Source organism: Nostoc parmelioides FACHB-3921 (assembly GCF_014696625.1).
GTDB classification, from domain to species: Bacteria; Cyanobacteriota; Cyanobacteriia; order Cyanobacteriales; family Nostocaceae; genus Trichormus; species Trichormus parmelioides.
The window spans coordinates 40,724-66,378 of the sequence record NZ_JACJQL010000001.1 but is presented as its reverse complement, the minus strand read 5'-3'; the positions used below and the strand labels follow the sequence as shown (position 1 = coordinate 66,378).

Here is a 25,655-nt window from a genome sequence, read left to right as displayed (position 1 = left end):
TGGGGATAGCATCGCTGTAGCGATCGCATTTTACCAACACATCCTGAAAATACTTTGGTAGAAGAGTTTCATCAATTACTATAATATTCACTAATTATAGTTAAATTTGCTTAGTTATACTTATGCGCGATCGCGTTTCCTTGGAAACTGTCTCTCTAAGTCTGCCTTTTGGCATTGGTTCTATGTCGTGGAAAGTTAACACTACAGAACAAAAGGCGGCTTGGTCATTGTATGTTTCGGCAAAAAAAGGACACCTCCCCATGCGGTTCTGGAGTTGTTATGTTGTAAGTGGGCAAGAGGGTTCGAGAGGTAATCATGATGAGTACGCGGGGGGTGCTATATGGAGATCGCAATATGGCTATCAGGCTTCTAGTCAGGAAAGGGTTGCGATTAGTTATTTATTTTCTGATTTGTGAAAACTGCGAGCATAGAGACTGGTAAACTGTAACATCTAAAACAATTCGCAATTCGCAATGGGCTAACGCCCCGCTACGCTAACGCAATTCGCAATTTTATCAATTAAAATAAATGACATTTAATTTGAGGAAAAATGTTATCAACTCAGATTGAAATGTATGAATCAAAATATTGGTATTAGCGAGAGAACAAAAGCCTGGGCGATCAGTATAGTTAAAGTAGACGCGCTACTCCACTCTCTTGCTTTAGTTTTTAGTATTACTGCGCTAGATATACAATAATTGATTAGCAATTTCATCTGCTGTCAAAGTATCAAGAAGGATAGCAACCCTCTCAGCAATTTCATAGGCATTTCTACGTTTAGCAATCAAAATCACTGCATGAGTTTGACTATTAACTACATAATTTGTGTGTAATTCTTCAAAATAAAGTCGGTTATGTGTTAATACGCAGCGTCCAATAGATGCAGCAAAAGCTAATTGTTTTTGATCTGGTTCTCCTAACATTTGCTGTTCTCTTACGGTCGTTGTATCAAAACCTCTTGCTAAGAGTAAAGTACCCACTAGAACATCTACATCTTCATCAATATAAACTTGGGCAAAAATTGTCATTGTTGATTTAATCTAGCTTTAATATCAGGATGAGCTAATTCATCAGGGACATGATTGCGTTCGATATATTCATTGATTTCTGCTTGATTATCTAAGTAAAAACTCAAAGCATCGAATACTTGGGCTAAAGTTAAATGAGGTAAATGTAACGGTATTTCCTCTGGTCTAATTCCTAAACGCCAATTTTCAACAATCGCTCTCACAGGTGTTCTAGTTCCTTGAATAATCGGTTCACCTGATAAAATTTTCGGTTGTCGAGTGACATAACGAGAGTTTGTTGTAGCTGTCATACTGATGCAAATATTGGCAGTATATGGTGTTAATGTACCACAGATGTTAAATGTAATCAAATTCTAATTGGCGAAGTAAGAAAGTCATCTCTGTGTAAGAAAGTCATCTCTGTTATTCAATAATATCAACACTAGAATTATGGTTTTACTGTTACTGCCAAATGTAAGCCTAAAGCATCTAACAAAGAATTTAAACTGTAAAACTCAATTTCGCCTTTATCTGATAACATCCGGTCAAGTTTATTGTAGAGTTCCTTGACTCGTGTAGAAAGCTGATCCATTCCACCATGCGATTCTATGACATTTTGGAGTGCTTTACTTAACATTTTTGGGTCGCCTTCTTCTAAAACAACTTCAATATAAGCTGCTGCTTCTAGGGGATTTTGAAGGTCTTGTATCAGTTTTTTGTGATAGCTTGTACTTCTAGGCATCATCTCTACTCCTGTAGTCTTGCCAATATTCTGTTTAGGTGTGATTTTTCCTGCTGAATGACTAAACTGTGCTTAAACCTCTACAGTTAATTAGCATGACACCGAAAACCGCACTAAATCTTTTTTCACTGCTTTGGCAAAACTACAGCGCCAGAGTTACTTATGCGCGCACGTATCAACAAATGATTACTGCGGCTGGTGGGACTGTGGCTAACGACCATATTGCTTTTCGGTCTTTACGTTTATCGGTAGATAGCCCACGAGGTAAAGTAAATCTGGGTATTAGCTATCTGTCTCAAATAGCTGAAGCTTTGGGTTATGAACCTGCGGGAGAATATAACTTTCCGCAAACTCATCTTTATGCCCGTTATTATCGCCATCCTCAACAAATAGAGTTTGATTTACCTAAGTTATTTATCAGCGAGTTAATTGTTGATGAATTGCCAGATCATATTATCCAACTCATTACTCAAACAGTCTCTACCGTTGCTGATGAATTTACCTCGCCTCTAACTTATTTCTCCCCAGCAGAAGGAAACGACGAAGTTATTGCCCAACAATTGCAAAATTTTTTCACCCGTCCTTGGTTGACTCCTCGGCGTTCTGTGGTGGAAGCAGTAAATCAAGTTACTCAATATGGCGCATGGGTATTGTTACATGGTTATGCTGTTAATCATTTTACAGGCTACGTTAATCGCCATCAAACTCCAGAATATGCAGATATAGATAATACTGCCCGTGGTTTGGCTAATTTGGGTGTACCTATGAAGGCAGAAATTGAAGGCGATGTTACCTGGGGTTTGCGTCAAACAGCAACCCAAGCGGTTAAAGAAATGGTAACGGTCATAGATGATATTAGTAGTCAAGAAGTCGAAATTCCTTGGACTTACGCATATTACGAAATAGCCCAACGTTATCCCCTACAAGTGGAACCTGGAAAGGAAACGTTATTTGATGGCTTTCTGGGAAATAATGCCCAACAGCTATTTGAAATGACTAGACTGGCTGAGTGTGATACCGCGAAGACAGGAAAATAATAAGGTTTAGAAGGATTGTATGCGATCGCCCACTAAAATTCTCACTTTTGTTAATGTGAGTTCGATGACCTCTCCCCAACCCCTCTCCGACGCGGAGAGGGGCTTTTTAAATTTGTCGCACTCACTTTCGTTACAAAATTTTATAATTGTTTAATGCAAAATAATCTCAATAAATCTGATACTATATTTTCAAAGCTTATTGAAATAAATATTCAATAAGTTAACGCCCTTCTCTACGTTCGCGCCTGCACGAAGGCATTTTTATCTACACAGACTAAAAACTTATTTTTCGTAGTAAGTGTAGTATCACGCTTCGGGTTTCGGGGAGTTGAGTTTTCCAACTCACCCTAATCTGTGCTGAGGAAAAATCCCGGTTCCATTGCCCAGTGCATCACGAATATTACTTTGTTTTTCTAAAGATCAGGTGTCACAATGTCAAATAAAATTGGTTTATTCTACGGTACTCAAACTGGTAAAACTGAATCAGTAGCAGAAATCATTCGAGACGAGTTTGGCGATGATGTGGTGACATTACACGATGTTTCCCAAGCAGAAGTAACTGATTTGAATGATTATCAATATTTGATTATTGGCTGTCCTACTTGGAATATTGGCGAACTGCAAAGCGATTGGGAAGGACTTTATTCAGAACTGGATGATGTAGATTTCAATGGTAAATTAGTTGCCTACTTTGGAACTGGTGACCAAATAGGTTATGCAGATAATTTTCAGGATGCGATCGGTATTTTGGAAGAAAAGATTTCCCAATGTGGTGGTAAAACTGTCGGCTATTGGTCAACTGATGGATATGATTTTAATGATTCCAAGGCATTAAGAAATGGCAAGTTTGTAGGACTAGCCCTGGATGAAGATAATCAATCTGAATTAACAGACGATCGCATCAAAGCTTGGGTTTCTCAATTAAAGTCTGAATTTGGTTTGTAAAAATTTTTCCTCTGACAGATTTAAGCTGCTGTTCAGGTTCCATCCCCTTCTTTATAATCAACAGTTTATAGCTTTTACTATGGACTGTTGATTATGGATTATTGACTATGGATGATTGTTAATTCCTAATAATATGGTGTCTTTATGTCTGATGATCTCGATGTTCTTTGGATAAGTTCTAGTCCTGTATTGCAACGTTTTGATAAACCACTTCTACAATACATATCGAAAGACGTGAATGTAGCTCAGTGGGAATATCGCCATCACAGAGATGAAGGCAGTTCTATAGATGAAGCGGTAGACTTACTAGCAGAATTTATGGGGCAGTGTCCTTATCCTGTAAATTTAGCAGGTCATGCGGCGGGTGGGGCGATCGCGCTGAGTTTTGCTCGCAGGTATCCCAAAAAAGTGCGATCGCTCAGTCTCCTGGCTGTGGCTTCCCAACCAGCCAATACTTGGCACGCACACTATTACTTACAAAGACAACTATTTACCATCAGTCGTGAGCAGATTTTAGCAAATACTGTTCGCAATCTCTTTGGTGAACAGCCATCTCATACTACTAAAAAATTAGTAGCAGTGTTAGATAGAGATTTAGAACAATCTCCTTTGTTACACTCTCTTTTCAAGTTAGTTCATTTACCCCAAGGTGGCGTAAATATGCCCCTAATGATATGTGGTAGTAAAAATGATCCTATTGTTTCTTCAACTGCATTAAAAGATTGGTCAAATTGCTTGAAACCAGAGGATCATCTTTGGGAATGTCCTAAAGGACATCATTTTTTTCACTATTTCTATCCGCAAACAGTAGGCGAGCAATTGTTAAATTTTTGGCAACTCCGTCATCTACAGCCAATGCAGACTTCTTATTTAGTTTCCCATTATTGGCAAAATTAGCACTGTGCCATTTAAACCCAATACTCATCATTTTCTGGTGTTGTGGAATTTGGAGTGATTTATCACGCACAGACGCAGAGAGTTAGGAGAGAATTATTGGCGTGTATAGCGATGTTTTACGCCGATGGGGAAATATTCGCGATCGCCCATTGGCGCTAGGGCTATCTGTGGTGTTTGATATTCTGGGGGAACATAGTTGGCAAATTCACCGTTCAGGCGCAATAGTTGGGTAAGAATTGAGGCGGCTATGGCTTGGCGTTTGTCTTCGCTATCTTCTACTCCTGGCGCTAACTCTACAACTACGGATAAAAAGCGGTTTTTGTCAGCATCTTCTTTTACTTGCAAGACGAATTTACCTGTTACCCATGCTTGAATAACTGGTTGTTCTAAACCGACGGAGATGTTTTCGGGGTAAATATTAGCTCCAAAATAGGAGACTGTAAAGTTTGAGCGTCCAAAGACGTAGACGAAGGGTAGTTGATTAATTCCTCTGGGGGGGTTGGGAGTAGTAGAAGCAAGGGTTTCTAGGGGATTAAAGCCCCAATTTGTGAGGAATTGAAGCATAGCATCATAACTGATGATTCCGCCTGTGTCTAAGATGTTGTAGCGGATGAGGGGAACACCGTTGTTACCAGAGAATAGCAATTGACCGTCTTGGATTTCAAAAAAGCGGCTAACCGGGTCGTATTGTACCAGTGTAGGTAAGCGGGATTCACCAAATAAAGCTTTGGCTGCTTCGGGATTTTGGGCGAAAAAACGGCGAATACAAATACTTAAGGGTGTTTCGTTCCCCAACACACCTGCATCGGCTGTACCGTAAAGTGACGCTGAGTCATAACAAGGATTTTGGGAACCCACTCTTTCCCCAACTAAGCTACGCCATTCCTCACTGAATACTTCCCCCGCCATCACCAGTTTAATCTGATAGCGTTGCCACTCCACACCACGGGCAATCCCAGTATCAATCACATCTTTCAGAAATGGCGGATATCCCAACAACACCACTTGCTCAAAATTTCCGCCGAGTTCCTGCACTACCCGTAAAATATCTTCCTTATTATTACCCGGTGTAATGACGGTGATGAGGTAGCCTTTACTGGCAAGATAACGACAGCAATTAGTAGTGAACATACCACCTACCCAAGTACCTAAAGTGAAACAAATCACGGCTAGGGTACGTCTCGTGTCAGCAGCAAAGCTATCGTGAAAAATCTGCTCAAAGCGTGCGGCGATTTGCAGTTCATCAGTGAAGAAACGAGGCCAAAATGTGGGTTTACCTGTGGAACCAGAAGAAGCAGCTATCATATCGCAACCAGACAAATTGCCGTGGCGACACAAGTCGGTGAGAGGATAACGAGAAATATAATTATCTTTAGCGATCGCAGGTAATGTGCCAAAATCCTCTAAAGTTTGAATAGCAGCAGCATCAATACCTCTTTCTGCTAAAAAAGCCTGATATGCAGGTACATGAGCGACTACATCACGAAATAAACTTAAAACTGCTGACTCATCAGAGATTTCACGATGTTCTTCCAGCAAAGATTCCAGGGAAGTAGAAACAAAATCTCCCCAAGCCTCAATCACGTCCTTTCTTCTAGATTCTTGATTCATAATGCACCTAACCCCTTCGGGGAATTCAAAATTCAAAATTCAACATTCAAAAAAAGTCAGTGGTCGTTAGAAACATTGCAGTACAACTTCCTTACATAATATTTCCCCTCTCTCCCACCTCTTCTGTTCCTCAAACATTCCCCGTCTTTAGAGAATATTCGTAAATGCGACTACAGTTGTTGTAGTAATTTAGAAAAACCCTTACCTATCTTTCAGCGCCATGCAGGTTTATTGCAGTAAGCAACACGCAAATAATAGCGGTAATCGTTTTTGTACTCACTGCGGTGAGCCTTTACCGCTTGCTGTGAAGCAAGTTGTAGATAATCGCTATCGCATCATACGTCAATTGGGACAGGGTGGTTTTGGACGCACTTATTTAGCTGAAGATATCAAAAAGTCTCATAAAACTTGTGTGCTGAAGGAATTTGCACCCCAAGTAGAACACAAAGAGGATTTACAAAAAGCCAAGGAGTTGTTTGAGCGAGAAGCAAATGTCCTCAAGAAACTCCAGCATTCCCAGATTCCCCGTTTTCACGGTTCCCTACAAGCCAAGATTGGTACTAAAGATTTTTTCTTTTTAGTACAAGATTATGTGGAGGGTGATAATTATCTGCAACTTTTAGAACAGCGTCAAAGTCAGGGGAAAACTTTTACTGAAGAGGAAGTGATTACTCTACTGCGGCAAATTTTACCTGTTTTGATTTACATTCACTCTCAAAATGCAGTCCACCGAGATATTTCCCCCGATAATTTAATTTTGCGCCGTTCTGATAATTTACCCGTACTCATTGACTTTGGTGGTGTGAAACAATTACCAGCATCTCAGGGTTTCTGGTCTACCAAGTTGGCTGGTAATAATACTTTATTAGGTAAAAAAGGTTACGCTCCAGAGGAACAGCTACGACAGGGGAAAGTATTTATAAACAGCGATTTATACTCCTTGGCAGTAACCGCTTTAGTATTACTTACAGGTAAAGAACCACAAAAATTATACGACAGCTATCAGGGTGTTTGGCGTTGGGGGAAAGAAATCAACGCCAGTATTCAACTAGAATCTGTGTTAAAAAGGATGCTTGCATATAAGCCAGGCGATCGCTATCAAAATGCAGCCCAAATCCTCACCGACTTACCCTCACACTCATCACTTACCAAGCCGCCAACTACCCATCTCACCAAGATTAAAACGATGGTAGTGTCTCCCGGACGCAAGGTAACAGTTCTCGCTAGTAAACTACACAACAAAACTCAAGCAGTGAGCCAAAAGTTACCTTTACCGGTTTGGCTGCGTCCTTTCGCTGTCAGTTTTGGGGGAACAGCTTTAGTTGTCTTAACAGGTGCAGGTACTTGGGCATTAGTAAATTCCGTAGTTCGAGGAGTGTCTTCAATTACTATCCCTTCAATTTCCTTACCCGAATTACCATCCTTACCCAATCCACTGGCGCAACCAGTCAGCGACAAAAACAAAACTAGTAGCAGTGAAGTTCTCAGCCGTCGTCAACAGCTAGAAATCCCCGAAACATTTTTTATTCAAATGGCAGATAGCTTATTCTATGCTCAAAAGCCAGAATTAAAAGGACGTAGCCTCACATCAAAACCAGAAGATGCGCCCCTAAGAGATCAATGGCACGCTGTCGCTGGTGAATTTTTGAATAAAATAGAACAAGCGAACCTCAGTACAGCAGCTCGGCGAAAACTGGGAAGCTACACCCAAAAAGATTATGAAACTTGGAGAAGACAAGCACGCTCTGGACAACTGGGAAATTACACAGTCAGCCAACTAAATAAAGACACAAATGAAAAATTTGATCGGTTGTTTCCAGGTCAGCAGCGTGGGAAACTGAATCAACAAACTTTCGGTCAAGTTTGGTATGCGATCGCAGCTGATCAAGTAAGTAAAGCACAATCTAAGTAGGCTAATTGGTAACTACTGACTATGGACTAATGACTAATGACTAATGACTAAATTATATTGTTCAAAAGGACACGAGAATTATCCAGGGACTCGGTTCTGTCTTAAGTGTGGTGAGAATTTAGTGGATAATTTTTTAACTCAGAGCATTCAACCAGGGTTAACTTTAAGCGATCGCTATCTGATTGTACGTCAAGTTGGTCAGGGGGGATTTGGGCGCACTTATTTAGCTGAAGATATTAACCGTTTCCGCGAACTTTGTATTTTAAAAGAATTTTCACCCCAAGTTCAAACAGCCTACGTCTTACAAAAAGCTGAGGAGTTGTTTCAACGGGAAGCCAAGGTTCTCCATCAGCTACAACATCCCCAAATACCCCGCTTTCGAGAAATATTTCGTGTCAATCTAGCCGGTAAAGAATATCTATTTTTAGTTCAAGATTATGTAGAAGGGGAAACTTATAGTGGGTTATTAAATCAACGCATACAGCAAGGGTTACGGTTTACAGAAGCAGAAATCCGTCAACTGTTGCAGCAAATTCTCCCAGTTTTGGACTATATCCATTCTCTGGGTGTGATTCATCGTGATATATCCCCAGATAATCTCATTCTTCGCAGTGTTGACAAGCTACCAGTATTGATTGATTTTGGTGGTGTCAAACAAGTAGTAGCCGTTGTTGCATCTCAATATTATCAACCAGGTGTAGTTGCATCTCCTCCAGCCGCTACCCTACTAGGTAAAGTGGGATTTGCACCACCAGAACAGATGCAAACTGGAAATGTCTCTCCCCACAGTGATTTATATGCTTTGGCGGTCACGGCAGTAGTTTTACTGACTGGAAAACAACCACAGGAATTACTTGATACATATAACTTATCTTGGAATTGGCGGCGAGAAATTAGCCTTAGTCCAATTTTTGGGCAAGTATTAGATAAAATGCTGGCGGCTAGACCAGGCGATCGCTATCAGTCTGCCCAGCAAATATTACACGCGCTTAACCCAGCACCAGTCAATTATCCCCCCACTCAACCCCCCATACCAACACCCCTTCCCACACCACCACCTGTTTCTACACCCGATACAATTGCCGTAGCCCCATCCCTTCCCACTCCTGCCATTTCCCCCGCACCTCAAAGGAAAAACTGGTTGATTCCAACCGCCGCATTCTTATTAATCGGTACGGCTGGCTTAGTTTGGTTAGGGATGAGTAACAGCGATCGCAACTCCATCTCCGTTGAACCCACTCCCACCCCAACAGAAACACAACCCACCAACCCCCTAGATAAATACTCCCCCACAGAACGACGACGCAAACAAAGATTGAACGATCGCCGTCAACAGTTGGGTATAGATTTTAACTTTTATATTAATGTAGTCAATCAAATTTTCTGGGATAGAAACCCCAGTGAACGGGGACGCACCCTCAGCGATGGGGCAGAAGATGAAAACTTACGGGCAGAATGGGATGCAGTCGCGGCTGAATTGTTAGATAAACTCAAACCACTGAGTAACAAGGCTAGACGACAACTAGGTACTTATACTGCCGCAGAACGCGATCGCTGGAAAGTAGAAGTCAATCAAATCAACGTTGGCAGCCGTTCTTTATATGATTTAGGTGATGCAGCCTTCTTCAGAGCTTTTCCTGAACAGAAGGGCAAAAACTTTATTGAGCAACCAATTGGACAAGTTTGGCAAGCCTTTGTCAGTGATAAGCTAAGTGCGATCGTTGCTGGTACCGTCTTTCAAAAGATTGTCTTTGATCCAGGTGCCACAAGTAAAACAGTCAGTGGCACTCTCCAACCTGCTGGAGGTAGAGTTTTTATTGCTGACTTAGCTCAAAACCAATCTCTAGAATTGCAGCTACAAGCCAACTCCAAAGTTTTATTGTCCGTATATTCCCCCTCAGGAAAAACCATATTTTTAGAAGATTCCGAGAAACGCAGTTTATCAACTGAACTCCCAGAATCGGGATTTTACGAATTCGTTGTCGTATCTACTGCATCCACATCCGCAGATTATCGACTCACTCTCACAGTAGAAAATCCCACCCCACCACCAGAACCTACACCAACCTCCAGCGAAACCCCCAGCGAAACTCCGACACCAACCCCCACACCAACCCCCACACCAACCCCAAGTGAATCGCCCACAGAAACACCCACACCCACACCAAACACAAAACGGTAACTTTCCACCCCTGCGTATACAGATGTAGCCAGATAGATTAGGACATCAAACCAAGATAAAACCCTCACAACACAAGACTTTCAAGTCTGTCAACCGTCAACAGTCAACCGTCAACAGCTATACTTTCTCTCTCGGTGGTGTAGCAATGCCTTGTTTCAATAAATTTGCTTCCAGTTCTTTGATGAATCGCAAATCTTCTGCCAACAAAGCCTGATTGTCGCTATCAACAGAGTTATTTTCTAGGAAAGTGAAGGCTTGGCGAAATTGTTCAGGACTGGCGATAAATGGGGAGTCAAAGTGACAGGAAATAATTTGTTGAAAATTCCACTGTGCTACTGTATCAGCCCAGTTGAGAACTTTTTTTGGGGCTTGGGGCAGAATCAGCACTTGTAAAATCGGGGCGACAAAAGGCCTTCCATTGGCAGATAAGGCAGCAAAGGACTGTTGCCAATTTTCTTGCCAGCGAAAGGGGAAAAAACCGAAGTATGCTTTGGCGGAATGATCGGGTGCTTTGAGTGCATCGCGCCACATCTGCCCCCATTCAGTTAATCCCAAGGCGCTAGGGCGAAAGTAAATAGCAAATAGGGAAATACGCTGCCATCCTTGGCGACGATTAGCTGGGTTGTCTTCAATGACTTGCCCTGCGTTATCCCTGGCGTGAAATAGCAAGGGGTACGGTTCTAATTCCAAGATAGCGGGTGGTTCTGCTGGTACAGAAAGGACAGCATCGGTAACCAGTAGAGTATGCGATCGCCTATGTAAAAATGCCACCTCCACAAAAGAACCTCGTCCCAAATTAATATCCAGTACTGCATAATCAAACTCATCCGCAAAAGGCGTTTGAGTAGGGTCTTCTGGTAGTACTTGAGTCCGGTTTTGGGGAAAACCCAGCCAACTCAGTGGTAAATTAAATGGGAAACTCCACTGATGGGGGGCAACAAATACCTGTGCATGGGGAAACTTGCGCGCGAAGGGGCCGACAAATATTTTATGTTCTAGGCCAGAACTGGTAGGTAGAATTATGTACTTAACTTCACCATGCTGGGCAACTAACTCATTAACTAGTCGGACACATTCCTTCGTTGGGGCGACTGGCGCATAAATTAGCAAACCACCTGCATTTAGCTTAATTACAGTCATCCTAATCGGCACTACGGTGTAGAGAATGCCTTGTACTTGGTCAAATGTCCAAATAGTATCCTTAACTACTTCCCGGCAAAGTGTGCGCTTTCTACCGTAGGGATAAAGCGGTAAAGCAGGCCAAAACGGCCATGACCAATCTTGGGGATCATTGTTGTAGGACTGTACTTGTGGATTCATCGTTTAGTCAATAGTCAGTAGTCAGTAGTCAATAGTCAGTGGTCAATAGTCAGTAGTCAATAGTCAGTAGTCAGTAGTCAATTTTCTTCCTCCTACCTCCCCAATCCCCAATCCCCAGTCCCCAATCCCCAGTCCCCAATCCCCAGTCCCTCTTATGGAGCATTCATCCATATAATGAAGACAAGTTAATTTGTACTTAAAAAAGTAAACATGAGTCAAACTGCTTTAAATCTAGTTGCAATCTCTGTTTTTCTCATGACGATGTCGGCTTTATTGGGGCCGTTAATTAACTTGTCGCCAGCAGTCCCCGCGATCGCTACCTTCACAATTTTAGGTATAGCAACTTTTGATAGTTTTAGCTTGCAAGGCAAAGGCGGGACTATCCTTTTAGATTGGATCGCGGGGTTTTCACCACAACACCGCGATCGCATTATTCACCACGAAGCTGGACACTTTTTGGTAGCATACCTCTTGGGTGTTCCTGTTACAGGTTATACTCTCAGTGCATGGGAAGCGTGGAGACAAGGGCAACCTGGCCAAGGCGGTGTTACCTTTGATGATGTTGAATTAGTGTCTCAAGTAGAACAAGGTAAAATCAGTAATCAGGCATTGGAACGCTACTGCACTATTTGTATGGCAGGAATCGCTGCGGAAACTTTGGTTTTTGAGCGCGCTGAAGGTGGAACCGATGATAAAAGCAAATTAGCAACTATCTTTAAAGTTCTGGGTTTTTCTGAATCAGTTTGTCAGCAGAAACAACGGTTTCATGTTCTTCAAGCTAAAACTTTACTACAAAATAACTGGGCGAGTTACCAAGCTTTAGTCCAAGCTATACGTCAAAAATCAACGATCGCCGATTGTCAAACAGCGATCGCTAATGCTCCGGTGGAAGCAGACAGAAGCTCATGATCAAATATACTTAATTGTCAGCAGGAAGATTTTAGCTACACATCATCTTTGATCAAAGAAGTAATTTCTTGTGTATCTCCTATGTGCATTCTTTGTTGTTCAATCCAAATTAAACTCCTTAACTGCTGATAACAACAATCCATGAAATAACTGAACCAAGTAACAATTCCTAAGAATTTTAAGCCTTCCTCAATTGTGTAATGTAAGAACATACTTTCTGGTGTAGCGATATCAACGATAGTGGAAATTGCAAAGAATGAAAGAGCTAAAAGTAAAATATAGTAATTAGTTATTTTAAAGATAGACTTAAAACGGTATAAATACATACCGATAAAAATCATATAAATAATAAAAAATACTGTCTCAAAGAAATTTTGAACTCTTCTAGGATTTTCCCAAGCCTGCAAATCTATAAAGGGATGAAAATAATATTCGTGAATTTGAAATAAGTCATCAAGAAGGATAAACAGAGTCAGAAATCCGGAGAATAACAGGAAATCTGACCATTTTTTTGATCTCACAAGCTTATTTTTACTTAACAAGCTAGCAGTAAATATAGAAATTGCTGCCGATGCACACCAGAAAAGTATGCCTAACATAGAAATCATGCCGGCGTAAGGAGGTAGCTTACCGATTTCGTTAGGATCTGCAACCAATGTATAAAAGGGAATGCCATTCAGCTTAAATATAATCTGCATGAACAGAAGAAAAACAGTCGCAGGTAAAACTACTGTGACTATCAGCGATCGCATATCTTTAAATAATCCTGAGTTTGCCATATCCCCTGATTTTGTCATCAAAAAATTACTCCTTTTGATAGATACAAATTCAATAATTGCTGTTAACAGTTAACCGTCAGCACTCAACAAACCATGCAAGTGACTATGTAATTTAAAAACGTCATAGCTTATGTAAAAATCGACCGCACAAAGGTGTCAAAGCAGATCCAAAAACATCTGAAAACTGCAAAGCGATCGCGTAATCAACTCTTTTTTTTAGATTCGTTTACCTAGAACATGAAAAATCGTAGCCAAACAATATTTAGGTTAACTCTAGATTAAGTAATGAATAATAAATTTTTAAATAAGATGTTCAGAATTCTACCGAGTGCTGTTATTTCGTCACTGGAGTGAATCACATGAAAAAAAATTTGGGTTTTGGGATGTATGGCTGTTGACTGTTGATTGTTGACAGAGTTGAAAGCCTTTGATTGTCAGGGTTTTATTGCGCTTCTCTACGCGAACGCGTGTCAGTTGTTAGTAAGGGCGGGTTTACAGATATTCTCACTCTCGGACGATGAGTTTCATCAATCCGCCCCTACCACTGACCACTGACAAAACTCTATCCCCTTGTGGGTCGCAAATAAATTGTTAAAAACTTACATCTATTTTAGTTAAAGCTTTTAGATTCTTATATACGTGAGTGATTACTGCTTGAACAGAAACAATTACACACTCATTTATACACTTACTAATCTATACAAGTATTAACAAGATTAAGCAAATAACAAGTACTATGTGTTAACGTTGATAACCAATTAATTTAGGGTACAGCTTCATATACCATCAGCGCATTTGTGAGCGTAGTGGCAAGCGGAATACTGCTAAGTGTAATTCGATATTGACTAATGAAATACTGTACCTAGAAATAAATTTGTTAGCAAAGAAAAATACTATTAAGAAACGGCTTCTAGGGATGAAAATTTAGATAATTGATGCGCCCCAAGAACCTGATTACGTCCAGATGCTTTAGCTGCGAGTAGGCATTGATCGGCACGATGTAACAGACTATTTCCCTGTTCATCATCATCTGTTTCCAGGCAGGCTACACCCAAGCTAATAGTGACATTAATCATAAGTTTACTATTGATACTAAACTGTTGTTCACCTACTATGCGATTGAGGCGTTCCGCCACGATCATTGCCTCTTCACCAGTAGTATGAGCTAGAATGACGACAAACTCCTCACCACCATAACGGAACGCGGTATCTTGAGAGCGTAAATTATGGCGTAGCCGAGTACACAACAACTGCAACAGGCGATCGCCAACTAAGTGTCCATACTGATCATTGACTTTCTTAAAATAATCCACATCTAAAATCACCAAACTCAAAGGAAGATTTTGATTACGAGCTTTGGTAATTTGTCTGGGTAAATCCCATTCCAAAGCACGGCGATTGTTCAATTCTGTCAAAGAATCAGCTAAAGCGATCGCTGATAAGATATGGTTTTTCTGGAGCAAATCGCGGTACTTCTGTGCTTTACGCAAACCAACTGTAAATTGACCTAATATCAGATTGTGAGTTGCCATTACTTCCGTCGGCAGTTGCCAAATATAAGCATCTGCACCTTGGTGAAGTGCTGTGGCATTCATCTCAAACTCCCATTCCCAGCCGTTTTGACTTCGCTGTGCTAGTTGTTGAGGACGATCTTCCACAAGAATACAGTGTATATACGATAGCTGAGTTTGTTCTTTCAACCAGATGCACAATTCTATACTACCTTTGAGGCTTGCCTGCACAAATATGACATCAGGTGACGCAGTTTGGATCTGCGATGTGGCCTGATGAAAATCCGTAATCACTACTAACTTATCAGTAGCTCTCTTATGGATCTGATCGGGAAGTTTTGTGAGAAAGTCATAACTTCCAAAGACCAGAATTGTCATAGTCATGGCTATATTTTTTGCCTTTTTTCTAGCTAAAAATTACTGATATTCTGCCGATTCATGAATATATTGTCTCTGGAAACAAGAGACCTTTACATATACTGATATAGTCTTAACTCTAAATATAATATTACCTAGTAATTTTAATATCATCTTAATACATCACCTAAGGTAGATGAAAATTATATAAAGATAGACTTTTGTTACTTATCTTTAGTTTTTATATTTTATTTTTTAAACAGTAAAAATACTGAAGATTTTGTATTATAGCTACATAGCCACTGTATTTTCTCAGGTGTTTATAGCTTAAAAACATTAACTTAATTGTCGTTTTTAAATTCATTTTTTAGGGACAAAGATTTTTTTTATAGTTCATTAATAAATAATTATAAATATTTTATATATCTAGAAAATAAGTATAGATAACTACTCAACGTGACTGTATTTTATGATAATCACCGCTTTATTCTGTGTAATAATACCTAATTAGTGGATTTCATTGAGGTATTTACCCAAATATATATCACTTATTTATTTAAGTATATTCACTGTGTAGTAAAGAATTTTTAGAGAAAAGTTTGCAAAATAGCTTTTTGAAAAAGACTATTTTGTGTAGAAGTTAGCAGTTGTTGATAATATCATTTGCAAAAAAAACGAATACTCTTAAATATTACTTTTACGTAATTCCAGTATTAGGGGTTATTGGCTATTACGATTCATAGATATAAAGATGAAAGTAAACATAACCTAAATATAGTGATTTCAGCTTTGTATCTTGGTAAAAATATGATAATTATTGATAGCCTTCTATCGTATAATCGGTAGCCACAATTACCTGTTTAATAAACTCTTCAGTAGCTTTAGAGTCTACAGTAACCGTTTTATCCTGAACATCTACCTTCACTAGAGCATCAGGTTCCATTACATGAATAGACTCAGTAATTTTTACTGCACAGTTATCACAGGCAATAAGCTGTTACGCATTTAAATTGTATATTTCGCACTCAGGTTGTCAAAAGTCCAAAGTCCACAGTCCAAGCTAGCCTTTAACTCTGGACTCTTGACTATGGACAGCCCTGACGCAAGAGTATTTGATTTAGGTGCATATCACCTTATCAGGAACTTTCAGTTTTAAAGACATGATTAACCTTGGTATGTACTTTGAATTCAAATTCTCTAAGTAAATTGTCAATATTCATCCGACTAAAGATAGGTAGTTGAGGAAATACATACGATACAGAAAAAATGTGGAGGTGAGTCTACTTACCAAGGAGACTGGCAGCGAAAGCAAACAAAATGCAAAAATATATAAACCTACTTATGAAAATACACTTAGTAGACCCAAGTCCCAAGGCTGCTGACTCTTAACATAATCGTCCTACCTTGAGGCATACTTTTTATGTATTGGGAACTGGGATAAAAAAATTAGTACTAATACCTAATCCCCAATCCCCAATCCCCAATCCCCAATCCCTAGTCCCCCATTAAACTACTTTTTCTTTTCCTCCCATGTCTTCAAACCCGCAGCACCTGAGTGGTAACGAAATTCGCACCCGATTCCTCGACTTCTATGCCCGAAGGGGACACCAGATTTTGGCTAGTGCTTCCCTTGTGCCGGAAGATCCAACCGTGCTGCTGACGATCGCGGGGATGCTACCATTTAAGCCAATATTCCTGGGACAGCGCACACCAGAATTTAAACGGGCGACAACTTCGCAAAAGTGCATCCGTACCAACGACATCGAGAATGTAGGACGCACCAAACGACATCAAACCTTCTTTGAAATGCTGGGCAACTTCAGCTTTGGTGACTATTTTAAAGAACAAGCGATCGCCTGGGGTTGGGAAATCTCCACAGAAGTTTTTGGCTTACCCAAAGAACGCCTAGTAGTCAGCGTTTTTGAGGAAGATGATGAAGCCTACGCAATTTGGCGCGATCAAATTGGTGTAACGGAAGCCAGAATTAAGCGCATGGGTGCAGATGATAACTTTTGGGTATCTGGCCCCACTGGCCCCTGTGGCCCTTGTTCAGAAATTTATTACGACTTCCACCCAGAACGGGGTGATGAAAATATAGATTTAGAAGACGATACCCGATTTATCGAGTTTTATAACTTGGTATTCATGCAATACAACCGGGATGCGTCGGGTAATTTAACACCACTGCAAAACAAAAACATTGATACCGGGATGGGTTTGGAGAGAATCACCCAAATCCTGCAACAAGTACCGAATAATTACGAAACTGACTTAATTTTCCCGATTATCGAGACAGCAGCCAAAATTGCTGGCATTGACTACCACAGCAGCGATGAGAGTACCAAAGTTTCCCTGAAGGTGATTGGTGATCATGTCCGTTCCGTTGTCCACATGATTGCTGATGAAATCCGCGCTTCTAATGTGGGACGGGGTTATGTGTTGCGGCGATTAATTCGGCGGGTGGTGCGTCATGGAAGATTAATTGGGATTACCGGGGAGTTTATCAACCAAGTTGCGGAAACGGCGATCGCTCTTTCCGAATCAGCATACCCCAACGTCCGCCAACGGGAAACCGTCATCAAAGCAGAACTGCAACGGGAAGAAGCAAATTTCCTCAACACCTTGGATAGAGGGGAAAAACTCCTAGAGGAAATTATCCAACAGGTGAAGAAGCAAGGACAAACCATTATTAGTGGTGAAAGTGCTTTCACTCTTTACGATACCTACGGCTTCCCCCTGGAACTCACTCAAGAAATCGCTGAAGAAAACAACCTCACCGTTGATGAGGACGGCTTTAATGTCGAGATGCAGAAACAAGTGGAACGGGCTAAAGCAGCCCACGAAACCATCGATTTAACTGTGCAAGGTTCCCTCGACAAACTCGCAGAACACATCCACGCTACCGAGTTCATCGGTTATAGCCAAGCAACAGCAACGGCAAAAGTAGAAGTTTTGTTAGTCGATGGCGTTGTTCAAGAAGAAGCAGAAGCCGGAACAGAAGTGCAGATTGTCCTTGATAAAACGCCATTTTATGCTGAATCTGGGGGACAAATCGGTGATCGCGGTTATATCTCCGGTGATGGTATCGTTGTTCAGGTGGAAGATGTCAAAAAAGAATCTGATTTCTTCGTGCATTTCGGACGCATTCAACGCGGAACTCTGCGCGTAGGCGATAACGTCACCGCCCAAATAGACCGCGCTGGTCGTCGTCGCGCCCAAGCTAACCATACTGCAACCCATCTATTACAAGCAGCCTTAAAGACCATCGTTGATAATGGCATATCACAAGCCGGTTCTCTCGTATCTTTCGACAGATTGCGCTTTGACTTCAACTCTCCCCGTGGGTTGACAGCCGAGGAAATCCAACAAGTTGAAGAACAGATTAACACCTGGATTGCTGAAGCCCACTCCGCCAAAATTGAAGTACTACCCTTAGCTGAGGCGAAAGCTAGAGGGGCGGTAGCCATGTTTGGGGAAAAATACGGTGATGAAGTCCGAGTGATAGATTTTCCTGGCGTATCTATGGAACTATGCGGAGGTACCCACGTAAGTAATACCGCAGAGATTGGCGTATTTAAGATTATTTCTGAAGCTGGTGTTGCTTCCGGAGTACGGCGGATTGAAGCTGTTTCCGGCCTGGCTGTGCTGGATTACTTGAATGTGCGGGAGAAAGTAGTTAAAGACTTAAGCGATCGCTTTAAAGTCAAACCCGAAGAACTACCAGAGAGAATCACCACTCTGCAAAATGAACTGAGAACCAGCGAAAAGCAACTAGAAACCCTCAAGGGACAACTAGCGATCGCCAAATCCGACAGCTTAATACAAACAGCAGACACTCTTGGCGACCATAAAATCATAGTTGCCCAATTGGAAGGCGTTGACCCCGAATCCTTGAAAAGTGCAGCCGAACGCCTACTACAAAAAATCGGTAACGGTGCTGTGGTGTTGGGTTCCGTTCCCGAAGCCGACAAAGTTAGCTTAGTTGCAGCCTTCAGCCCAGAAGTCAACAAAAAAGGGTTACAAGCCGGTAAATTCATTGGGGCGATCGCCAAAATTTGCGGCGGCGGCGGCGGCGGTAGACCAAACCTCGCCCAAGCCGGCGGACGCGATGCCAGTAAACTACCAGCAGCCTTGGAACAAGCCCAGAGTGAGTTAAAATCTGCCTTAGGTTAGGGTGTGAGAAATTAAGTTGTGGGGGTGTACTTACAAAATCACCCCCGAAACCAAGAGCGAAGCCAACGCCACAACCGCCGCAACCACGCCCAAAAACCACGACGAGTAACTACAGGCGTTTGTGGTTGAGATAGACGCTCAATTCCATCGTTGCAATTCTGCACATTGGCATCAAGTCCCATTTTTTCATACAGTTCACGAGCATTGCGATAAGCACCAAGCGCGTCCGATTCTCGGTTGATGTTTTCTAATGCCAAACCTAAATTAAACCAGTCTGTTGCTTCCCCTCGAATATCGCCAATCTCCCTAGCAATGACTAAAGACTGCTGCAAGAAGTCAATCGCCTGTTGGCACTCTCCCAGGGAACGGTAAGCATTGCCTAAATTGCCCAAGGGATTACCTACGCCGTTGCGATCGCCAATTTCTCTGGCTATATTCAAAGACTGCTTGTAGGACTCTATCGCCTGGTGATACTGTCTTAGAGAACAGTAAGCATTGCCCAAATTGTTTAAGGAATCTCCTTCACCTTTACGATCGCCAATTTTCCTAAAAATTTCCAAGGACTGCTGGAACAACTTAATCGCCCGTTGGTGCTGTCCCAGGGAACGGTAAGCATTGCCCAAACCCATTAAAGAATTACCTTCGCCATTGCGATCGCCTATCTCTGTAGATATATTCAAGGACTGCTGGAAAAACTCAATCGCCCGTTGGTACTCTCCCAGAGAACGGTAAGCAATGCCCAAACCGTTTAAGGATTTACCTTCGCCATTACGATCGCCTATCTCTGTAGATATATTCAAGGACTGCTGGAAAAACTCAATCGCCCGTTGGTACTCTCCCAGAGAACGGTAAGCAATGCCCAAACCGTTTAAGGATTTACCTTCGCCATTGCGATCGCCAATTTCCTTAAAAATTTCCCAAGATTTCTCGTAGAAATCAGTCGCCTGTCGATACTGTCCCTGGGAAAAGTAAGTATTACCCAAATTTATTAAGGAATTACCTTCACCACTGCGATCGCTAATTCCTTTAAAAATTTCCAAAGACTGCTGGTAGAAATCAATCGCCTGTTGATAATGCCCTAAGCAGAGGTAAGCATTACCCAAATTCATTAAGGAATTACCTTCACCACTGCGATCGCCTATCTCCCTATCGATAACTAAAGACTGCTGGTGGTACTTAATCGCCCGTTGGTACTCTCCCAGAAATACGCAAGCATTGCCTAATGAAGTGAGAGAAGCCCGATAATTCCAATTTTCTCTATCGTCAATTTCTTGCCATTTACTGACCAATTGCCCATATAATTCCACTTGGTCAGTGTAATAACCCCGCAAGGTTAAAAATTCATTGCAGTCCCAAATGCTATCAAAGGCAGAGTTATAATCTTGCAACTGATAAAAGTGATCAAATATTTCCAAGTATTCTTTAACATCATCTCTTGTTGTCCAAGGTGGTTGTTTAGCAATTGAGCGATAATACTCAATGGCTCGTTGATGCGCCTCTGTCTGATCACCAGCTTTGTACCGCACATACTCCCACACCACAGGCTGAAACCCAAATCGCCGCTTACCATTGAACTTTTCTACCAACAAAGAACGCTTAACAATATTCCTTAATTCTCCCTCAATCTCTGGTTCTGAATTTCCTGGCAACATAGCCACGGCTGCTGCACTGTCAACCGCACCACGATACACACTAATATTCAGCAATAACGCCTTTTGTAACTCACTCAATCTTGCAAAACTGGCATCCAACACCAACACCATCCCCACATTTTCCCGGCGATGCACACCTACCACTTGGGGATCTGTCAACAACTGGCGCAAATTCCCTAAGCCTAAATCTGCTAATCTACTTAAATCCGGGTCTTGTGAATATTCTTCTTTTAATAAATCTGCTACTAATCTCAACAGTAGGGGATGCCCATCTACTAATTCGACAAACTCCCCTAAATTTCCTTTAATGCCCAATGCGGTTAACAGTGCTACCCCTTCATCTACTTGTAAACCTGTCAGGGTTAACCACTCAAAGCCTTTTAATTCCGGTCTTTCCCTGGTGGTGACTAACACCTTACTATTACCGCCAGATTCCACCCATGCTTGAAAAAACTCACCGTAAAATAGACTTCCCCACTGTCTATCAGGTTGTAATAAGCTTTCCAGGTTGTCAATAATCAGTAAAAATTGCCCAGAACGCAAGCACCTAACTAATGCCTCCACTAACTGCGCTTCTTGTTCTGGTACATAAAAGCCAAATTCTGTTAATACTTGTCTGGCTAAATCGCTAAAACTTGCCCCATTACTGACATCAGCCCAAAACCGCTTAGGAAAACCTGCAATTTCATCATAAATCTTTGTCGCCAGCGTTGATTTACCCGTGCCACCGATGCCTTCTATACCAATTAAAAAGGTATTATCATCACTTAACCATTGCTGTATTTGCTCAATTTCTGTGGTTCGTCCTTGCCAGTAAGCCAAACTTTTACCTGGATTCCCAGCTTTGAGAACCCCCGGCGATTCTACTTGAGAAATTTGTTGTAGTCGCTCTAGTATTGGTTCTATATCGTCAACAATAAATTTTACTTCTGCTGCATTTAACTGCCCTACCATAGTTACCTTACTATCACCTTGGGCAGTGACATTCATTTCAATATTGTTGGGGTTATCTGGTTGGGGTTTTTCTGTCATTGCTTACAGCAGGTGACTATTAAAATTGATGTTGTAGCTTCAAACGAGAACCTTGCAGCTTTAAACGAGAACCCTGTAGCTCAAAACGAGAACCCTGTAGCTTCAAACGAGAACCCTGTAGCTCAAAACGAGAACCCTGTAGCTTCAAACGAGAACCCTGTAGCTTCAAACAAGAACCCTGTAGCTTAAAACGAGAACCTTGTAGCTTAAAACGAGAACCCTGTAGCTTAAAACGAGAACCCTGTAGCTCAAAACGAGAACCCTGTAGCTCAAAACGAGAACCCTGTAGCTCAAAACGAGAACTTAGCTCAATCAGGGAAGACCAAAAAACAGATTATTGCAAATAGACGGTTAGTAGGATGCGTCAGTATGAATCATTTTGCTATACAGTTAGGTTTTCTCGCACTGAGGCACCCTACCTATTTAGATGTTGTTGATCTAAAAGTCCCTAAGAATTTCAGAAAAAGCCTCACGCAGAAGCGCAGAGAATCGAGAATAACACTCCGCGCCCCTCCGCGTTACCTTTGCGCCCCTCTGCGTTTAAAAACTCACCTCTTTAGCCTCAATCTTCCCGACTTGCTTCACCGTACTTTGGTCGTAAGCATTCGCACTCATCTGAATATTGTCACCAGGTTTTTTAGCCGATGCTTGCAAAATTTCGGCTATCTCTTGCGCCAGTGCTGTATCAGCATCCAAAATCTTCTTGAGTTGCACTTGCAAAACAGTTTGGAAATTTTTGTCCTCTGGATTCTCTGCTAAATCTCCAGCCGCTTCTTTGGCGGCTTCCTTTGCCTCTACTTTAGGATGTAGCTTACCCCAAATAGCCTTGGCTTTATCCCAACCATCTGCACCAGCTTGTTGATATGCACCTTCGGCCACTTTACTACCCACATTCAGCAGAGATGGCAGATAGGGTGCAAGAAATGTAACGATTGAGGCGATATCTATCATTGTGAGAACTTATACAATACTTTTGTAAATGTTAGGTCTGATCTTAGCGTATTTACTTAGGTGTGAAAAGGAATATAGCGGTTTGTAGTTGAGTCAAATACAGACCTAACCCCCAGCCCCTTCCCTACAAGGGAAGGGGAGTAATACTCAAAGCCTCTCTCCTTGTAGGAGAGAGGTTTGGAGAGAGGTCAGAGTGCATTGCATACAAACGAGAAGCGCTAGATTAGTCTAATCTATTACTAGTATGAATGGATAAGGTGTAATATTTTTAACCCCTTCCCGTGTTGGAAAGGGGTTATGTTTTATATATCTCAACTTTACTTAGTGCGATCGCACCTACTTAGAGGTTATCCTTTGACAATAGAATTGATTAAGGATAATCAAAAACCACACGACCGCCTGTCCGCCAGTCGCAGTGGATGAAACCTCTGTGCATTCCTCTACCTAGTCCTGTACAGTCAGAAGCACGGCAAATTTGTAAGAGTTTGCCAAAGTTACCATCTACAGGTGCAATATCCAAAGCTAAACCGTTAATATGCTGCGAAAAACGAGCGCCACCTATGCGACGGTTCACCGCAGGTGTACGATAGGCGGAATTAATGGAAATTGGGCTATCGTATTTATCTCGAATTTTGCCAAAGCCTCTGGCTGCTTTGATAATATTGTTAATAATTGTTTTTGATTCAGGGTTTCTTTGGGGGTCACATCCCTTGGTGATTTCTCCCCAAGTTAAGGGAATACCCGCCACTACCAATTCATTTTCGTAAACTGTTTCTCCAGTCACCAACCTTAAGGAACGTCCGGTTTTAGTTCCTAAAGTTGATGCAGGTAAAGGTGTGAGTGTGCGAGTTTGTTCTTCATTGGTTTGATGGTCTTCGGCAATTTCTAGTAATGCAGCCGCAGTAGTCGGCCCCAATAAATCAGGGGAATCTAACCAAACGCTCTCTTTAAATTCTGCAAATGCTTTTTGGGTGAGATTACCAGCAACGCCATCAACACTACCTTTATAAAGTCCCTTCTTATTCAGTAGGGTTTGAATTTCTTTGATAATATCGGTATCAGCTTCGCTAATCTTAACAGTACTATTACTGGCTTGAAATTTCTCTAAGCTAGAAAATTCTACGGTAGATTCCGTCATGAATACATCTCCTTGGGTAATAAATTGAAGCATTACTGCTTCTGAGTCTTTCTCTGGCTGCTTAATGTGGTGATAAAGAACTACAATTCCCTGAGTCAAATTTCCAATAAGACAAGATTACTTATGGGAAAAAGTCATACAAAGCCGCATAGGCGGGTGTAGCTGTGCTTAGGGCAGTAGTGGGAGTTGAGCAGCGTATTGAATAAATAAGCCCTAGTCCCTTTATATACTAGTAGTTTTGACTAGTCATCTAGTATAACTCTGTAAAATAAAATCGCACACAAGTAGTAAAAATGATACCAATTTTAATTATTTTGCTGATATATGAATGAATATCAAAACGTATAAAAATAAGTGATTATCTGAGCATTAGTCATTTTATTTCTACAAATGAGTATTATCTAAGTCAGTTACATTGAGAATGATAACACTGTGATAAATAGTACATTAACAGCTAAACCACATAATTATTTTTTCATTTTGTATTAAAATTTATTAATAGAAATTGCTGATATAGCTGTTGACGGTTGACCGTTGACGGTTGACAGACTGGAAAGCCTTGTGTTGTCAGGGCTTTATCTTAGTTAGATGTCCTAATCTATCTGGCTACGGCTATATCAACTCAAAAGCTGTAATTAGTACAAACGTTATGAAGGACAGCTGCATGAAAAGAATTATCTGGTATCCTCTGATGAGTGCTTTACTAATAGGAGTATATGGACAAGGACTGTCTCCAGCAAATGCGGGGAACACTCAAATTATTGCCAAGCAAATTCATAAGGAACCAGTTCAACCACAATTGCTAGCTGGACTTCATAAAACTAATACTGTCAATGTCAGTCAGACTGCTAAAGAAATTGATGAAAAAACAGCTCGTAGCTTAGTCTGGAATCTTCCTCAAGTACAGCGCAAAGCTAGAACAATTCAGAGACTATCAAGAGGAGCTATCAAGGTAGATGCGATCGTTGATGGTTTACCTACCCCTGACGATCCTTACTACAAAGTCCGCGTCTATGAAGACCAGCCAGACCATAATACAACTATTTATTGGTTTCGTGTGTCTAAAACTGGTGTAATAGAGGCTTTAGATGTTATAGAAAATCAGTATATCTCTTTAGAAGCATGGACAGAGCAATTAAGACGAAGACGCTAATATAAAGTAAAAGTTACAACTAGAACAAAATATAACTTATGTCTGAGCAAAAAACCCTCAATCCCTGGAATTATAAACCTTGGTGGTGTCAACCTTGGTCAATTCTACTTACAGGTTTAAGTTTAATTTGTGGTAGCTGGTTACTGTTAAAAATTATCTGGGTAACTGTCATTGTTGCTATCCCTGTATTAGTTTGGATGGGATTTTTTTTGTTAATTTGGCCGCAACTAATGATTCGCAGTGGAGTTTTAGAATCTGCTGAGTTGGATTCTTAATACAACAGTATTGCAAAATCGAGTTTTTACGATTTGCTCCTGAATAATTTATTCCTAAAGATTGATAAATAT

Annotated in this window: 22 protein-coding genes; 11 read left to right on the top strand and 11 right to left on the bottom strand. The window is 41.2% G+C overall.

What is annotated here, in order from left to right; all coding sequences use genetic code 11:
• Positions 1-122 precede the first annotated feature (122 nt).
• Positions 123-416: a hypothetical protein gene (locus H6G14_RS00225; protein WP_190565460.1), complete on the top strand. Its 294-nt coding sequence runs from the start codon at positions 123-125 to the stop codon at positions 414-416.
• 267 nt (positions 417-683) lie between these two features.
• Here H6G14_RS00225 and H6G14_RS00220 read toward each other — a convergent pair whose 3' ends face one another.
• From H6G14_RS00220 to H6G14_RS00210, 3 genes are all read right to left on the bottom strand, one after another.
• On the bottom strand, positions 684-1,028 hold the full coding sequence (locus H6G14_RS00220) for a DUF5615 family PIN-like protein (RefSeq protein WP_190565163.1): 345 nt from the start codon (positions 1,026-1,028) through the stop codon (positions 684-686).
• Positions 1,025-1,318 (bottom strand): DUF433 domain-containing protein, encoded by a 294-nt coding sequence (locus H6G14_RS00215; RefSeq protein WP_190565162.1) that lies wholly within the window; start codon positions 1,316-1,318, stop codon positions 1,025-1,027. The genes H6G14_RS00220 and H6G14_RS00215 overlap by 4 nt, the downstream gene beginning before the upstream one ends.
• Positions 1,319-1,455: 137 nt before the next feature.
• Positions 1,456-1,749: a helix-turn-helix domain-containing transcriptional regulator gene (locus H6G14_RS00210; protein ID WP_190565161.1), complete on the bottom strand. Its 294-nt coding sequence runs from the start codon at positions 1,747-1,749 to the stop codon at positions 1,456-1,458.
• 95 nt (positions 1,750-1,844) lie between these two features.
• On the opposite strand from H6G14_RS00210, the gene H6G14_RS00205 reads away from it, so the two are divergent.
• From H6G14_RS00205 to H6G14_RS00195, 3 genes are all read left to right on the top strand, one after another.
• On the top strand, positions 1,845-2,786 hold the full coding sequence (locus tag H6G14_RS00205) for a DUF1338 domain-containing protein (protein ID WP_190565160.1): 942 nt from the start codon (positions 1,845-1,847) through the stop codon (positions 2,784-2,786).
• A 432-nt stretch (positions 2,787-3,218) separates the two neighbouring features.
• Positions 3,219-3,731 carry a flavodoxin FldA gene (fldA, locus tag H6G14_RS00200; RefSeq protein WP_190565159.1) on the top strand — a complete coding sequence of 171 codons (513 nt, stop codon included), beginning with the start codon at positions 3,219-3,221 and terminating at the stop codon, positions 3,729-3,731.
• Between the two features lie 144 nt (positions 3,732-3,875).
• On the top strand, positions 3,876-4,628 hold the full coding sequence (locus H6G14_RS00195; RefSeq protein ID WP_190565158.1) for a thioesterase domain-containing protein: 753 nt from the start codon (positions 3,876-3,878) through the stop codon (positions 4,626-4,628).
• A gap of 93 nt (positions 4,629-4,721) precedes the next feature.
• On the opposite strand, the gene H6G14_RS00190 is transcribed toward H6G14_RS00195, so the two are convergent.
• Positions 4,722-6,239, bottom strand: a complete 1,518-nt coding sequence (locus H6G14_RS00190; protein WP_190565157.1) for a phenylacetate--CoA ligase family protein — start codon at positions 6,237-6,239, stop codon at positions 4,722-4,724.
• 220 nt (positions 6,240-6,459) lie between these two features.
• Between H6G14_RS00190 and H6G14_RS00185 the strand changes: the two genes are divergently transcribed.
• Positions 6,460-8,151: a serine/threonine-protein kinase gene (locus H6G14_RS00185; RefSeq protein WP_190565156.1), complete on the top strand. Its 1,692-nt coding sequence runs from the start codon at positions 6,460-6,462 to the stop codon at positions 8,149-8,151.
• Positions 8,152-8,194: 43 nt separating this feature from the next.
• Complete coding sequence (locus H6G14_RS00180; RefSeq protein WP_190565155.1) at positions 8,195-10,333, top strand: serine/threonine-protein kinase; 2,139 nt, start codon at positions 8,195-8,197, stop codon at positions 10,331-10,333.
• Between the two features lie 117 nt (positions 10,334-10,450).
• On the opposite strand, the gene H6G14_RS00175 is transcribed toward H6G14_RS00180, so the two are convergent.
• Positions 10,451-11,653: a DUF4336 domain-containing protein gene (locus H6G14_RS00175; protein WP_190565154.1), complete on the bottom strand. Its 1,203-nt coding sequence runs from the start codon at positions 11,651-11,653 to the stop codon at positions 10,451-10,453.
• A gap of 210 nt (positions 11,654-11,863) precedes the next feature.
• Here H6G14_RS00175 and H6G14_RS00170 point away from each other — a divergent pair, with 210 nt between their 5' ends.
• On the top strand, positions 11,864-12,562 hold the full coding sequence (locus H6G14_RS00170) for an ATP-dependent Zn protease (RefSeq protein ID WP_190565153.1): 699 nt from the start codon (positions 11,864-11,866) through the stop codon (positions 12,560-12,562).
• A gap of 35 nt (positions 12,563-12,597) precedes the next feature.
• Here the strand turns inward: H6G14_RS00170 and H6G14_RS00165 are convergent, their stop codons facing one another.
• From H6G14_RS00165 to H6G14_RS00155, 3 genes are all read right to left on the bottom strand, one after another.
• The gene (locus tag H6G14_RS00165) at positions 12,598-13,359 is read right to left on the bottom strand and encodes a hypothetical protein (RefSeq protein WP_242053315.1); all 762 of its coding nucleotides are present in this window, start codon (positions 13,357-13,359) and stop codon (positions 12,598-12,600) included.
• An 878-nt stretch (positions 13,360-14,237) separates the two neighbouring features.
• Positions 14,238-15,236, bottom strand: a complete 999-nt coding sequence (locus H6G14_RS00160) for a GGDEF domain-containing protein (RefSeq protein ID WP_190565152.1) — start codon at positions 15,234-15,236, stop codon at positions 14,238-14,240.
• 787 nt (positions 15,237-16,023) lie between these two features.
• A complete protein-coding gene (locus tag H6G14_RS00155) occupies positions 16,024-16,200 on the bottom strand; it encodes a cation transporter (RefSeq protein ID WP_190565440.1) in 177 nt (58 codons plus the stop codon).
• A gap of 539 nt (positions 16,201-16,739) precedes the next feature.
• Here H6G14_RS00155 and alaS point away from each other — a divergent pair.
• The gene (gene alaS / locus H6G14_RS00150; RefSeq protein ID WP_190565151.1) at positions 16,740-19,382 is read left to right on the top strand and encodes an alanine--tRNA ligase; all 2,643 of its coding nucleotides are present in this window, start codon (positions 16,740-16,742) and stop codon (positions 19,380-19,382) included.
• A 38-nt stretch (positions 19,383-19,420) separates the two neighbouring features.
• Here alaS and H6G14_RS00145 read toward each other — a convergent pair whose 3' ends face one another.
• Complete coding sequence (locus tag H6G14_RS00145) at positions 19,421-22,066, bottom strand: tetratricopeptide repeat protein (protein WP_242053314.1); 2,646 nt, start codon at positions 22,064-22,066, stop codon at positions 19,421-19,423.
• A gap of 12 nt (positions 22,067-22,078) precedes the next feature.
• On the opposite strand from H6G14_RS00145, the gene H6G14_RS00140 reads away from it, so the two are divergent.
• Positions 22,079-22,255 (top strand): hypothetical protein, encoded by a 177-nt coding sequence (locus tag H6G14_RS00140; RefSeq protein WP_190565150.1) that lies wholly within the window; start codon positions 22,079-22,081, stop codon positions 22,253-22,255.
• Between the two features lie 351 nt (positions 22,256-22,606).
• Here the strand turns inward: H6G14_RS00140 and H6G14_RS00135 are convergent, their stop codons facing one another.
• Both H6G14_RS00135 and H6G14_RS00130 read right to left on the bottom strand, forming a co-directional pair.
• The gene (locus H6G14_RS00135; RefSeq protein WP_190565149.1) at positions 22,607-23,017 is read right to left on the bottom strand and encodes a hypothetical protein; all 411 of its coding nucleotides are present in this window, start codon (positions 23,015-23,017) and stop codon (positions 22,607-22,609) included.
• Positions 23,018-23,387: 370 nt separating this feature from the next.
• Positions 23,388-24,254, bottom strand: a complete 867-nt coding sequence (locus H6G14_RS00130) for a D-Ala-D-Ala carboxypeptidase family metallohydrolase (protein WP_242053313.1) — start codon at positions 24,252-24,254, stop codon at positions 23,388-23,390.
• Between the two features lie 565 nt (positions 24,255-24,819).
• Here H6G14_RS00130 and H6G14_RS00125 point away from each other — a divergent pair.
• Both H6G14_RS00125 and H6G14_RS00120 read left to right on the top strand, forming a co-directional pair.
• Positions 24,820-25,308: a hypothetical protein gene (locus H6G14_RS00125; RefSeq protein ID WP_190565148.1), complete on the top strand. Its 489-nt coding sequence runs from the start codon at positions 24,820-24,822 to the stop codon at positions 25,306-25,308.
• Positions 25,309-25,346: 38 nt separating this feature from the next.
• Positions 25,347-25,583, top strand: coding sequence for a DUF6737 family protein (locus tag H6G14_RS00120; protein WP_190565147.1), 237 nt, complete (start codon positions 25,347-25,349; stop codon positions 25,581-25,583).
• Positions 25,584-25,655 lie beyond the last annotated feature (72 nt).

Bases quoted from the DNA above. Each gene is read 5' to 3' on its own strand.
- H6G14_RS00225 (WP_190565460.1), top strand. From the start codon at position 123: ATGCGCGATCGCGTTTCCTTGGAAACTGTCTCTCTAAGTCTGCCTTTT.
- H6G14_RS00220 (WP_190565163.1), bottom strand. From the start codon at position 1,028: ATGACAATTTTTGCCCAAGTTTATATTGATGAAGATGTAGATGTTCTA.
- H6G14_RS00215 (WP_190565162.1), bottom strand. From the start codon at position 1,318: ATGACAGCTACAACAAACTCTCGTTATGTCACTCGACAACCGAAAATT.
- H6G14_RS00210 (WP_190565161.1), bottom strand. From the start codon at position 1,749: ATGCCTAGAAGTACAAGCTATCACAAAAAACTGATACAAGACCTTCAA.
- H6G14_RS00205 (WP_190565160.1), top strand. From the start codon at position 1,845: ATGACACCGAAAACCGCACTAAATCTTTTTTCACTGCTTTGGCAAAAC.
- fldA (WP_190565159.1), top strand. From the start codon at position 3,219: ATGTCAAATAAAATTGGTTTATTCTACGGTACTCAAACTGGTAAAACT.
- H6G14_RS00195 (WP_190565158.1), top strand. From the start codon at position 3,876: ATGTCTGATGATCTCGATGTTCTTTGGATAAGTTCTAGTCCTGTATTG.
- H6G14_RS00190 (WP_190565157.1), bottom strand. From the start codon at position 6,239: ATGAATCAAGAATCTAGAAGAAAGGACGTGATTGAGGCTTGGGGAGAT.
- H6G14_RS00185 (WP_190565156.1), top strand. From the start codon at position 6,460: ATGCAGGTTTATTGCAGTAAGCAACACGCAAATAATAGCGGTAATCGT.
- H6G14_RS00180 (WP_190565155.1), top strand. From the start codon at position 8,195: ATGACTAAATTATATTGTTCAAAAGGACACGAGAATTATCCAGGGACT.
- H6G14_RS00175 (WP_190565154.1), bottom strand. From the start codon at position 11,653: ATGAATCCACAAGTACAGTCCTACAACAATGATCCCCAAGATTGGTCA.
- H6G14_RS00170 (WP_190565153.1), top strand. From the start codon at position 11,864: ATGAGTCAAACTGCTTTAAATCTAGTTGCAATCTCTGTTTTTCTCATG.
- H6G14_RS00165 (WP_242053315.1), bottom strand. From the start codon at position 13,359: ATGACAAAATCAGGGGATATGGCAAACTCAGGATTATTTAAAGATATG.
- H6G14_RS00160 (WP_190565152.1), bottom strand. From the start codon at position 15,236: ATGACTATGACAATTCTGGTCTTTGGAAGTTATGACTTTCTCACAAAA.
- alaS (WP_190565151.1), top strand. From the start codon at position 16,740: ATGTCTTCAAACCCGCAGCACCTGAGTGGTAACGAAATTCGCACCCGA.
- H6G14_RS00145 (WP_242053314.1), bottom strand. From the start codon at position 22,066: ATGACAGAAAAACCCCAACCAGATAACCCCAACAATATTGAAATGAAT.
- H6G14_RS00135 (WP_190565149.1), bottom strand. From the start codon at position 23,017: ATGATAGATATCGCCTCAATCGTTACATTTCTTGCACCCTATCTGCCA.
- H6G14_RS00125 (WP_190565148.1), top strand. From the start codon at position 24,820: ATGAAAAGAATTATCTGGTATCCTCTGATGAGTGCTTTACTAATAGGA.
- H6G14_RS00120 (WP_190565147.1), top strand. From the start codon at position 25,347: ATGTCTGAGCAAAAAACCCTCAATCCCTGGAATTATAAACCTTGGTGG.